This is a genomic window from Xanthobacter dioxanivorans (assembly GCF_016807805.1).
Taxonomy (GTDB): domain Bacteria; phylum Pseudomonadota; class Alphaproteobacteria; order Rhizobiales; family Xanthobacteraceae; genus Xanthobacter; species Xanthobacter dioxanivorans.
In genome coordinates this window covers 1,409,998-1,422,134 of record NZ_CP063362.1, presented here as the reverse complement: position 1 = coordinate 1,422,134, position 12,137 = coordinate 1,409,998, and the positions used below count along the sequence as shown (strand labels likewise).

General features: G+C 70.4%; 7 protein-coding genes and 1 pseudogene. 2 read left to right on the top strand and 6 right to left on the bottom strand.

Annotated elements, in window-relative coordinates:
• Window positions 1-205 precede the first annotated feature (205 nt).
• Complete coding sequence (locus EZH22_RS06800) at window positions 206-1,384, top strand: MFS transporter (protein ID WP_333473732.1); 1,179 nt, start codon at window positions 206-208, stop codon at window positions 1,382-1,384.
• Between the two features lie 333 nt (window positions 1,385-1,717).
• Window positions 1,718-3,147, top strand: a pseudogene (locus EZH22_RS06795) (homospermidine synthase).
• A 170-nt stretch (window positions 3,148-3,317) separates the two neighbouring features.
• On the opposite strand, the gene pnp reads toward EZH22_RS06795, so the two are convergent.
• The 6 genes from pnp to EZH22_RS06765 form a co-directional block, all read right to left on the bottom strand.
• The gene (gene pnp, locus EZH22_RS06790; RefSeq protein WP_203194955.1) at window positions 3,318-5,501 is read right to left on the bottom strand and encodes a polyribonucleotide nucleotidyltransferase; all 2,184 of its coding nucleotides are present in this window, start codon (window positions 5,499-5,501) and stop codon (window positions 3,318-3,320) included.
• A gap of 233 nt (window positions 5,502-5,734) precedes the next feature.
• Window positions 5,735-6,004 (bottom strand): 30S ribosomal protein S15, encoded by a 270-nt coding sequence (gene rpsO / locus EZH22_RS06785; RefSeq protein ID WP_203194954.1) that lies wholly within the window; start codon window positions 6,002-6,004, stop codon window positions 5,735-5,737.
• Window positions 6,005-6,249: 245 nt separating this feature from the next.
• Window positions 6,250-7,398: a tRNA pseudouridine(55) synthase TruB gene (gene truB, locus EZH22_RS06780; RefSeq protein WP_231711348.1), complete on the bottom strand. Its 1,149-nt coding sequence runs from the start codon at window positions 7,396-7,398 to the stop codon at window positions 6,250-6,252.
• Complete coding sequence (gene rbfA / locus EZH22_RS06775) at window positions 7,395-7,832, bottom strand: 30S ribosome-binding factor RbfA (RefSeq protein ID WP_203194953.1); 438 nt, start codon at window positions 7,830-7,832, stop codon at window positions 7,395-7,397. The genes truB and rbfA overlap by 4 nt, the downstream gene beginning before the upstream one ends.
• 363 nt (window positions 7,833-8,195) lie before the next feature.
• Window positions 8,196-11,411, bottom strand: a complete 3,216-nt coding sequence (gene infB, locus EZH22_RS06770) for a translation initiation factor IF-2 (RefSeq protein ID WP_203194952.1) — start codon at window positions 11,409-11,411, stop codon at window positions 8,196-8,198.
• The gene (locus EZH22_RS06765; protein ID WP_231711347.1) at window positions 11,408-12,136 is read right to left on the bottom strand and encodes an RNA-binding protein; all 729 of its coding nucleotides are present in this window, start codon (window positions 12,134-12,136) and stop codon (window positions 11,408-11,410) included. The genes infB and EZH22_RS06765 overlap by 4 nt, the downstream gene beginning before the upstream one ends.
• Between the last annotated feature and the right edge of the window lies 1 nt (window position 12,137).

Here is a 12,137-nt window from a genome sequence, read left to right as displayed (position 1 = left end):
GCGCCGCGCTGCCGTTCCCCAGGGGGAGATCTGCGCCGGCATCGGCGCGCCCGGTGACAGGCATGCGCGCCGGGGGCTTGCGCGGCGTGCCCGCGCTGGATACCGGGGAACTGGCTGCCGCCGGTCTGCGGAGATCCCCGTGCCCCGTCCTTCCGTCCCCGCCCCTGAACGGCTCAGGGACCATCCGGCCTTTTTCCTCTTCTGGATGACCCGCGTCGCCTCGGCGCTGGCGTTCCAGATGCTGGGGGTCGCGGTGGGCTGGCTCATCTACGCTCTCACCGGCAGCGCCGTCGCGCTGGGCCTCGTGGGGCTGGCGCAGTTCTTCCCCATCCTCTGCCTCACCCTGTTCGTGGGCCACGCCGCCGACACCTTCGACCGGCGCCGCATCGTCTTCCTGTGCCAGACCCTCGCCGCCCTCACGCTGGCGCTGCTGGCCCTCGGCATCGGCCAGGGCTGGGCCGGCATCGCCGCCATCTATGCCGCGGTGATGGTGGTCGGCGCGGCGCGGGCCTTCGAGCACCCGACCATGGCGGCGCTGCTGCCGCGGCTCGTGCCGGCGCCGATCCTGCCGCGAGCGCTCGCGGTCTCCACCTCGGCCATGCAGATGGCGACCATCGCCGGGCCGGCCCTGGGCGGCCTCGCCTATGTCTTCGGCCCGACCGTGCCGCTCGCCGCCGCGGCCCTGTGCTATGGCGCGGCGGCGCTCTGCATGGCCAGCATCCGCCATGCCCACGTGCCGGCGCCGAAATCGGCCATGAGCATGACGACGCTGCTCTCCGGCCTCGCCTTCATCCGCCGCAGCCCGGTGGTGCTCGGCTCCATCTCCCTGGACCTGTTCGCGGTGCTGCTGGGCGGGGTCACGGCGCTGCTGCCCATCTTCGCCAGCGACATCCTGCACGTGGGCGCGGAAGGCATGGGCGCGCTGCGCGCCGCGCCGGCGGTGGGCGCCACCCTCATGTCGCTGGTGCTGGCCCGCGTGCCGTTGAGCCGCAACGTGGGGGCGACCATGTTCGCCGCCGTCGCGGTGTTCGGCCTGGCGACGGTGGTGTTCTCCCTGTCGCAGAACTTCATGCTGTCCCTGGCGGCGCTGTTCGTGCTCGGGGTCGCGGACAATGTGAGCGTCGTCATCCGCTCGTCGCTGGTGCAACTGTCCACCCCGGACGAGATGCGCGGGCGGGTGAGCGCGGTGAATTCGCTCTTCGTCGGCACCTCGAACCAGCTCGGCGAGTTCGAATCCGGCATGGTGGCGGCCCTTGTCGGCGCGGTGGGGGCGGGGGTCATCGGCGGCATCGGCACGCTGGTGGTCGCCGCCGTGTGGATGCGCCTGTTTCCCGAGCTCCGGCGCGTCGACGAAATGCCCCTCGGCGCCATGCGGAAGGCCTGAGGCCGCGCCCTTCCTGCCCGCCACCCGGGGCCCCCGGGCGAGGCTGGGAGGGCCGTTCCCCGGCCGCCCGCGGGCATGTGCCGCCGCCGGCGCGGCACGCGGGCCGGCGTTGGCATCATTTGGTTTGCCGGCTTCGGCGCGGCTCTTCGGTTGACGTTCGGGCGCGCTTTTCCCATGGTGCCGCCGCCCGCGCATCCGCGGCGGGCTCGTTTGCCCCCGAGCCCGTGCCGAAGCGGCGGTTCGCCGCGCCGAAGGCGCGCGCTCGGGATCGTGAAGCCACGGCGCCGCCTGCCATCAGGACGGCGCCGCCGCCCCGACGAGGAGTGTTGCACCATGAGCGACTGGCCGGTCCACGCGAAGATCGACGGCCCCATCGTGATGATCGGTTTCGGATCGATCGGCCGGGGGCCCTGCCCCTGATCGAGCGCCATTTCGATTTCGATCTGGAGCGCATGGTGGTGATCGACCCGGTGGCGGACCACAAGAAGCTGCTCGACGCCCGCGGCATCCGCTTCGTCCAGTCGGAGGTGACGGCGGAAAACTACCGCGACCTGCTGACGCCCCTGCTCACCCATGGCGGCGGGCAGGGCTTCTGCGTGAACCTGTCGGTCGACGTGTCGTCGATCGCTGTGATGGAGCTGTGTCGGGAGATCGGCGCGCTCTACATCGACACCGTGGTGGAGCCGTGGAAAGGCTTCTATTTCGATGAGACCATGGATACCGCCGCGCGCACCAACTATGCCCTGCGCGAGAGCCTCCTGGCCGCGCGCAGGCGCAATCCGGGCGGCACCACCGCGGTCTCCACCTGCGGCGCCAATCCGGGCATGGTGTCCTGGTTCGTGAAGCAGGCGCTCTTGAACATCGCCGCCGATACCGGCCTCGACCGCCCCGAGCCCGCCACCCGCGAGGAATGGGCCCAGCTCTCCCGCGCGCTGGGGGTGAAGGGCATCCACATCGCCGAGCGCGACACCCAGCGCGCCCGCGAGCCCAAGATCATGGGCGAGTTCTGGAACACCTGGTCGGTGGAGGGCTTCGTCTCCGAGGGCCTGCAGCCGGCGGAGCTGGGCTGGGGCACTCACGAGAAGACCTTGCCGCCGGACGGCCGCACCCATCCGGCCGGCTGCGGCGCCGCCATCTTCCTCATGAGCCCGGGCGCCGCCACCCGCGTGCGCTCCTGGACGCCGACGCCCAAGGCCCAGTACGGCTTCCTCGTCACCCACAACGAGAGCATCTCCATCGCCGACTACCTCACGGTGCGCGACGGCGCCGACGTGGTCTACCGGCCCACCTGCCACTACGCCTACCATCCGGCCAACGACGCGGTGCTGTCGCTGCACGAGATGTTCGGCAATGGCGGTCACTTCCAGGGGAAGTGGAAGATCCTCGACGAGCACGAGATCGTCGACGGCATCGACGAGCTGGGGGTGCTGCTCTACGGCCACGCGAAGAATGCCTACTGGTTCGGCTCCCAGCTCTCCATCGAGGAGACGCGCGAGCTCGCCCCCTACCAGAACGCCACCGGCCTGCAGGTGACCTCCGCCGTGCTCGCCGGCATGGTGTGGGCGCTGGAGAATCCGAACGCGGGCATCGTCGAGGCCGACGAGATGGACTTCCGCCGCTGCCTCGAGGTGCAGCTGCCTTATCTCGGCCCGGTGATCGGCACCTACACCGACTGGACGCCCCTGACCGGCCGCCAGAAGCTGTTCCCCGAGGATCTCGACCTGGAAGATCCCTGGCAGTTCAAGAACATCATCGTGCGGTAAGGCGGGCTTATGCCAATGGCCCGTGAGCTTGCTCATGGGCCATTGGTTAAGCCCGCGCGTCCGGGGGATCCAGGCCGCAGCCGGCCCGGGGCCGAACCGGATGCGGCAAACGAAAAAGGGCGGCCCTGCGGCCGCCCTTTCGCATTTCAGTGCTCCAAGCCGCGTGCGGATCACTCCGCCGCGCCGGCCTCGCCTTCGGAGGAGGTCCTGCCGCCGGCTTCGCGCTCGGCCTTGGCCTTGGCTTCGAGGTCCTCGCCGGTGGTCTGGTCCACCACCTTCATGGACAGGCGGGTCTTGCCGCGCTCGTCGAAGCCCATGAGCTTCACCTTGACCTTGTCGCCTTCCTTGACCACGTCGGAGGGCTTGGCCACGCGCTCGTTGGCCATCTGCGACACGTGGACGAGGCCGTCCTTGGAGCCGAAGAAGTTCACGAAGGCGCCGAAGTCCACCACCTTCACCACCGTGCCCTCGTAGATCTGGCCCACTTCCGGCTCGGAAGCGATGGACTTGATCCAGTTGATGGCGGCCTTGATCGCGTCGCCGGAGGCGGAGGCGATCTTGATGGTGCCGTCGTCCTCGATGTTGATCTTGGCGCCGGTCTTCTCGACGATCTCGCGGATCACCTTGCCGCCGGAGCCGATCACTTCGCGGATCTTGTCCACGGCGATCTTCATCACCTCGATGCGCGGGGCGTGCTCGCCGAGTTCCGCGCGGGCCGTGGTCAGGGCCTTCGCCATCTCGCCGAGGATGTGGACGCGGCCGTCCTTCGCCTGGGTGAGGGCGACCTTCATGATCTCCTCGGTGATGCCGGCGATCTTGATGTCCATCTGGAGCGAGGTCACGCCCTGCTCGGTGCCGGCCACTTTGAAGTCCATGTCGCCGAGATGGTCCTCGTCGCCGAGGATGTCGGAGAGCACCGCGAACTTCTCACCTTCCAGGATGAGGCCCATGGCGATGCCCGCCACCGGGCGGCGCAGCGGCACGCCCGCATCCATCAGCGCCAGCGAGGTGCCGCAGACGGTGGCCATGGAGGACGAGCCGTTGGACTCGAGGATCTCCGACACCACGCGCAGGGTGTAGGGGAACTCGTGCTTGGCCGGCAGCATGGGGTGGATGGCGCGCCAGGCGAGCTTGCCGTGGCCGATCTCGCGGCGGCCGGGCGAGCCCATGCGACCGGTCTCGCCCACGGAGAAGGGCGGGAAGTTGTAGTGCAGCAGGAAGTGCTCCTTGTAGGTGCCTTCCAGGCTGTCGATGAACTGCTCGTCCTCGCCGGTGCCCAGCGTCGCCACCACCAGGGCCTGTGTCTCGCCGCGGGTGAACAGGGCGGAGCCGTGGGCGCGGGGCAGGATGCCGACCTCGGACACGATGGGGCGCACGGTGCGCACGTCGCGGCCGTCGATGCGGATGCCCTCGTCGAGGATGTTCCAGCGCACGATCTTGGCTTCGAGCGCCTTGAGCACGTCGGAGACGACCTGGGCGGTGGGCACCTTGGTGCCGCCGAGTGCCAGCTCCTCGTAATACTTCTTCACCTTGGACTTGGCAGCGCCGACCGCCTCGTAGCGGGACTGCTTCTGCTTGATCTTGTAGGCGGCGCGCAGGTCGCTCTCGGCGATCTCGCGGACCTTGGACTCCACTTCGGAGACGTCCGCCGGCTGGAAGTTGCGCGGCTCCTTGGCGGCCTTCTCGGCGAGCTTGATGATGGCCTCGATCACCGGCTGGAAATGCCGGTGGCCGAACATCACCGCGCCCAGCATGATCTCCTCGGGCAGCTCCTTCGCTTCGGATTCCACCATGAGGACGGCGTCGCCCGTGCCGGCGACGACGAGCTCGAGCGAGCTCTCCTTCACCTCGTCCACGGTGGGGTTGAGCACGTATTCATTGTCGATGAAGCCGACGCGGGCGGCGCCCACCGGGCCCATGAAGGGCACGCCGGAGAGGGTGAGGGCGGCCGAGGCGGCAACCATGGCGACCACGTCCGGGTCGTTCTCCAGGTCATGCGCCAGCACGGTGATGATCACCTGGGTGTCGCACTTGTAGCCGTCGGGGAACAGGGGGCGGATGGGGCGGTCGATGAGGCGGGAGACCAGCGTCTCCTTCTCGGACGGACGGCCCTCGCGCTTGAAGTAGCCGCCGGGGATGCGGCCGGCGGCGTAGGTCTTTTCCTGGTAGTTCACGGTCAGGGGGAAGAAGTCCTGGCCGGGCTTGGGCTCGCGGGCGGAGACGACGGTGGCGAGCACCTTGGTGTCGCCGTAGGTGGCGAGCACGGAGCCGTCCGCCTGGCGGGCCATCTTGCCGGTTTCGAGGGTGAGGGTGCGGCCACCCCAGTCCAGCTCTTCGCGATGAATGTCGAACATGAGTCCTGCTCTTTCTTTATGTGGCGCGAACAGGACAGGCCATGAGCAAGACGGCCGGACGCGCCGCGCGGAGCCGTGCCTTCACGAGGCGGCTCCGACGGTTGCGTCCGGCGATCCTGCCATGGCTCGTCCTTCGTTCGCGGACCCGCAGCAGGCCCCATGCCCGCTGCGCGAGCGCGCCCTTGAAGGCGCGCGCGACGCCGGCCCTTCCGGGGCGGGCGTCGGCTGTGGCGTCAGCGGCGGATGCCGAGACGCTCGATGAGGGACTTGTAGCGCCCCTCGTCCTTCTTCTTCAGGTAGTCGAGAAGGCTGCGGCGCTGCGAGACGAGCTTCAGCAGCCCGCGGCGCGAATGGTTGTCCTTGTGATGGGACTTGAAGTGATCGGTGAGGTTCACGATCCGCTCGGTGAGGATCGCCACCTGCACTTCCGGCGAACCCGTGTCGCCGTCCTTCGCGCCATAATCCTTGATGAGCGCCTGCTTGCGCTCTGCCGTGATCGACATCGGTCTGTCCTTTCAACGAGAGTTCACTGTCTGCCGAGCCGCCCAAGGTCTGCCGGCTGGAGATGCCGGAGGGGGCGAGGTGGCAGGTCCGTCGGCCGGGCCGGGATGTCGTCCAGCGCGGTCGAGCAAGTACACGGGAGCGTCCCGAAGGACGGTCCCGGCGGGGCGGACTATAGCCATTTTTCCCCGTGGAACCAGAAGAATGTTTCGCCGGCGCGGGGCCGGGGCCCGACCCTATCCCGGCCTCATTGCCCGCTTCTGCGGGGCGCCTTCGCCTCGCGCTTTGCCCAGTTGAACACGCGATGCGGGAAGATCTCGCCCCCCTCCACGTCGCCGATGGCGATGAGCGCGCCCTGGCAGCGGATGGCCGCATGGCCCTCCATGATGGGCGCGTCGCGCCCGCGCAGGATCACGCTCTGGCCGCAGCGCAGGCGGTGGGCGTCGGGCGGGGTGACGGAGAGCTGCGGGATCTCTTCCAGCGCCACTGCCACCGGGTCGAGGGCGTCCATGAGCGCCTCCTCGCCGGCCTCGGCGCGCTCGCGCAGCTCGTCGAGGGGCACGAGGCGCTCCTCGAGGAAGGGGCCGACCGAGGCGCGGCGCAGGGCGCAGACGTGGCCGCGCGCGCCCAGCATGCGGCCGAGGTCGCGGGCGATGGCGCGCACATAGGTGCCCTTGCCGCATTCGGCCTCCAGCACCGCATGGTCGGCGTCGGGCCGCTCCACCAGGTCGATGCGGAAGATGCTGACGGGGCGGGCCTCCAGCACCACCTCCTCGCCCTCGCGGGCGAGGTCGTAGGCGCGCTCGCCGCCGATCTTCAGCGCCGAATAGGCCGGCGGCACCTGCATGACCTCGCCGCGGAAGGCGGGGAGGGCGTCGAGGATCTCCGCGTCCGACGGGCGCAGGTCGGAGGTGGCCACCGCCTTGCCCTCGGCGTCGTCGGTGTCGGTCTCGACGCCGAAGCGCACGGTGAAGCGGTAGGTCTTGCGCCCGTCCATCACGTAGGGGACGGTCTTCGTCGCCTCGCCGAAGGCGATGGGCAGGCAGCCGGAGGCGAGGGGATCGAGCGTGCCGGCGTGGCCGGCCTTCTTGGCCCCGAAGATGCGCTTCACCACGCTCACCGCCTGGGTGGAGGTGATGCCCACCGGCTTGTCGAGCAGCACCCAGCCGTCGAGGTCGCGCTTGGGCGCGCGCGGGCGATTGTCCTGCTCGCGGGTGAGGCGGGGCTGGCGCCCGGGGCCGGCAGCCTCGGGGGCCGCATCCCCGGCGATGTCCACGGGCACGGGCACAGGCTCGGCGACCGGCTGGCCGGTGACGGTCTGCGCGTCGATCGCCTGGGGCAGGACTTCGACGGCGGCTTCGGCGACGATTTCGGCGGCGGCTCGGTGGGCGGTCATTCGGCGTCGGTCTCTTTGTCGGTGTCGGGGGTATCCAAGGGCGCGCCATCAAGGTCGCGGGCCACCACGGGCGAGCGCAGCAGCGCGTCCATGCGGGCGCCCTCGTCGAACGAGGTATCCTCGCGGAAGCGCAGCTCGGGCACGGATTTCAGCTCCATCCGCCGGGCCACTTCGGTGCGCAGGAAGCGGGCGTTGGCGGCCAGCGCCTTGATCACCGGGGTGATGTCCTTGCCGCCGAGGGGCATGACGTAGCAGGTGGCGATCTTGAGGTCCGGCGACATGCGCACCTCGGGCACGGTGATGATGTGCGCGGAAAGCACCGGATCGGTCACGTTGCCGCGCTGGAGCACGTCGGCGAGGGCATGGCGCACCAGCTCGCCGACGCGCAGCATGCGCTGGGAGGGGCCGCCTCCCGTGCGGGTGTCAGGTCTCATTTTCTCTAAGCCTTTGCGGTGCCATGCGACCTTGCCGCGGCACCTTCTCCTTCAAGATGGAGCGGGCGGACTTGGACCGTGCCGCTCCGGTTGAAACTGTACGCTGCCGCGCCGCCACTCCCTCTTCCGCTGCCGGCAAGGAAAGCGCGAAGCGCGGACCGCGCCTTTCAGTCCGTCATGGCCGGGCTCGTCCCTGATGTCGGCTGTCGCCGACGTCTGGCCTTGCCAACGAAGCCCGCATGTTTGCGGGCTCCGGCCATCCACGTCGTCAACCGGGCACAGGCCCGTGAGCCTCATGCCAGCGGTCCGGCGTGGATGCCCGGCACACGGCCGGGCATGACGCTTCCGAAAGGGACGCCCGCCTCACAGCGAGCGCTGGATCACCTCGACGCGATAGCACTCGATCACGTCGCCGGCGCGCATGTCCTGGTAGTTCTCGAACGACATGCCGCAATCCTGGCCCGCATGCACCACGTTCACCGCATCCTTGAAGCGGTTGAGCGTGGCGAGCTTGCCTTCGTGGATCACCACGTTGTCGCGGATGAGGCGGACATGCTGGCCGCGTTCCACGATGCCGTCGGTGACCTGGCAGCCGGCCACCTTGCCCACCTTGGAGACCGCGAAGATCTCCTTGATGAGGGCGTTGCCCAGCATGGTCTCGCGGTTGATGGGCGCGAGCAGGCCGCTCATGGCCTTCTTCACGTCATCCACGAGGTCGTAGATGATGTTGTAGTAGCGGATCTCGATGCCCGCCCGCTCGGCCGCGTCGCGCGCTTCCTTGTTGGCGCGCACATTGAAGGCGATGATCGCGGCGCCGGAGGTCTCCGCCAGCGTCACGTCGCTCTCGTTGATGCCGCCCGCGCCGGAATGGATGATGCGGGCCTGCACCTCGTCGTTGCCGAGCTTTTCCAGCGAGCCGATGATGGCTTCCACCGAGCCGGACACGTCGCCTTTGATGATGAGGGGGAATTCCTTCCGCCCCGTGGCCTTCACCTGGCTCATCATCTGCTCGAGCGAGCCGCGGATGGTGGCGGACCGGGCCGCCGCCTTCTCGCGCTTCTGGCGCTGGCGGTAGTCGGTGATCTCGCGGGCGCGGGCCTCGTTCTCCACCACGGCGAGGCGGTCGCCCGCCTCCGGCGTGCCGTTGAAGCCCAGAACCTCCACCGGGAAGGAGGGGCCGGCCGCGTCCACATTGGCGCCGGTGTCCGAGATGAGGGCGCGCACGCGGCCCCATTCGGCGCCGGCCACCACGATGTCGCCGACCTTGAGCGTGCCGCGCTGGACCAGGACGGTGGCCACCGGGCCCCGGCCGCGATCGAGCTTGGCTTCCACCACGGTGCCTTCGGCGTCGCGGTTCGGATTGGCGCGCAGATCGAGCAGTTCGGACTGGAGGGCGATCGCCTCCAAGAGCTTGTCGAGGTTGAGATGCTCCTTGGCGGAGACCTCCACCTCGAGCGTCTCGCCGCCCATGCTCTCCACCTGCACTTCATACTGAAGCAGTTCGGAGCGCACGCGCTCGGGCTTGGCGCCGGGCTTGTCGATCTTGTTGATGGCCACGATCAGCGGCACGCGCGCCGCGCGGGCGTGGTTGATGGCTTCCACCGTCTGGGGCATCACGCCGTCGTCGGCCGCCACCACCAGCACCACGATGTCCGTCACCTTGGCGCCGCGGGCGCGCATGGCGGTGAAGGCGGCGTGGCCGGGGGTGTCGATGAAGGTGATCTTGCTGCCCGAGGGCGCGGTCACCTGATAGGCGCCGATATGCTGGGTGATGCCGCCGGCTTCCCCGGAGACCACGTTGGCCTTGCGGATGGCGTCCAGAAGCGAGGTCTTGCCGTGGTCGACGTGGCCCATGATGGTCACCACGGCCGGACGCGGCACCAGGGTCTCGATGGCGTCCGGCGTGTCGAACAGGCCTTCCTCGACGTCGGATTCCGAAACGCGGCGCACCGTATGGCCGAGATCGGTGGCGATGAGTTCGGCCGTGTCTGCGTCGACCACGTCCGTGATCTTCAGCATCTGGCCCTGCTTCATCAGCATCCGGATCACGTCCACCGCCCGCTCCGACATGCGGTTGGCGAGCTCCTGGATGGTGATGGTCTCGGGCAGGATCACCTCGCGCAGGATCTTTTCCTTGCTCTCCTGCTGCCGGTGGCCGGTCATGCGCTGGGTGCGGCGGCGGAACGACGCGAGCGAGCGCTGGCGCTCCTCCTCGCCGGACAAGGCGGTGACCAGGGTCAGGCGGCCACGCTGCTTCTCCTGCCCGGCGGGGGCGCGGGGCACCTTGACCGGAGCGACCGGGCGTGCGCCGGGGCCGCGGCGGACGGCGCCACGGCGCTCCTCCTCGGCCTCGGCCTCGGCCCCGGCGGCGGTGCCGGCGGGACGGGACGTGAGCGGCCGTGCGGCGGTGGCGCCGGCGCCCGCGCCGGTGGTGCCGGCCGGACGGGAGCCCTGCTCCTCGCCGCCGAAGCGCTTGCGCGCCTCCTGCTCGGCGCGGCGCTTGCTCTCATCTTCCTGGGCGCGGCGGGATTCTTCCTCGCGCTTGCGGGCCTCGGCGGCCTCGCGCTCGGCGCGCTCGACGCGCTCGCGCTCGGCACGACGGCGGGCCTCGTCCTCGGCGACACGGCGCTCCTCGGCCATGCGCCGCTCTTCGACCTCGCGGACGCGGGCATCGGCAAGGGCGCTGGCGCGGGCGTTGCGTTCTTCCTCGGTCAGGGTGCGCAGCACCACGCCGGAACCGCCGGGGCGCTGGTTGCCCGGACGGGCCGGACCGCCGCCGCCGGGACGGCGATCGGCGCCGGGTCCCCCGGAGCGCGGCGGCTGCTGGCCGGGACGGCCCTGGGTACCGGGCCGCGACGACGTCTGGCCAGCGGCGGAACCGGGGCGGGACGAGGCCGACGAACCCGTGCGGGCGCCTTCCGCCGGGCGTGCGCCGGCAGGCTGGGCGGAACGCGCCGGCGCGGACGGCGCCGGAGCCTTGGATGCCACGGTGGCCGGCGCAGACGGAGCGCTCGGCGCCGGAGCCGTCATCACGGGAGCCGTCGCAACAGGAGCTGCGGCGACAGCCGGCACGGGCTCGGCAGGTGCAGCCGGGGCCGGAGCTTCGGCCGCCGGTGGTGCGACAGGCGCGGGCGGCGCCGGGGCCGCAGATTTGGCCTCGACCGGAGCGGGCGTGCTCGGAGCCGGCGCGGCGGGGGCCGCCGCAGGAGCCACAGGCGCAGGTGCCGGCGCGGCAGGCGCCGCAGCGGCGGGGGCCGGGGTCACGGGGGTCGGCGCCGCAGGAGCGGGAGCAGCCGGGGCCTTGGCCTGCACCGGGGCGGCCGGCGCGGGGCTCGCGGCCGCCGGACGCGGCGCGGCGGGCGCAGCCGGGGTCGCGGCGGGGGCCGCATGACCCGCGACGTGTCCTGCTTCACCTGGGGCGATGACGCGGCGCTTCACCTTCTCCACCACGACCGCCTTGGAGCGGCCGTGGCTGAAGCTCTGGCGCACCGTCCCCTGCTCCACCGGGCGCTTCAGGGTGAGCGTCTTGCCGGGGGCGGGATGCAGCGTCTTGTCGCCTGGGGTCTTCGTATCGTTCATTCCGTATCCGTTCCTTGCATCCGGCCGGTAACATGCGCCTGGCTCTCGCCCTGCCCATGCCCGTCGCTGCCGGACGCACCCGTCCGCCAGCGCCCGAGCTTTTGGCAGCGCCCGAGAAATCCTGCGGTCGTCGGATGCGCGAGCAGCGCCGCATGTACCACATTTGACCGCCCCAACGCCAAGTCCAATTCGATGCCTGGAAAGCAATCGATGATGGTCACCGGACGAGAACCGGCATTTTCCACCTGACGCACGAGGGCATTCAGCTTGCGCACGCCGTCCGGGCGCGCGTCCGCGGCGTGCAGGAGCACCTGCGCGTCGCCGGAGGCGAGAGCCGCCTCCACTTTCGTATGGCCCGTCACCACCTTGCCCGCCTTGTTGGCAAGGGAGAGGGAACTGCGGGCGTCCTTGTCGAGAAGCAGGTCCACGAGATCGGCAAGGCCGGCGGCGGCCGTTCCCTTGCCCTTGAAGGCGCGGCCGAAGGCCTTGCGCTTCAGTGCCGTCTCGAAGTCGGCACGCGTGGCGCTCACCCAGGCGCCACGCCCCGGCAGCTTAGCGCCGAGGTCCGGGACGATCTGGCCGTCCGGCCCCACCACGAAGCGCAGCATTTCCGCAACCGGGGTGACTCGCCGCGTGGCGAGGCACAGGCGCGACAGCGGCGCGCGCGGCGAGCCTAGGCTCCGCGGTCCCCCGTCCGTCTCGTCCTCGTCCATCGTTGCGAGCACC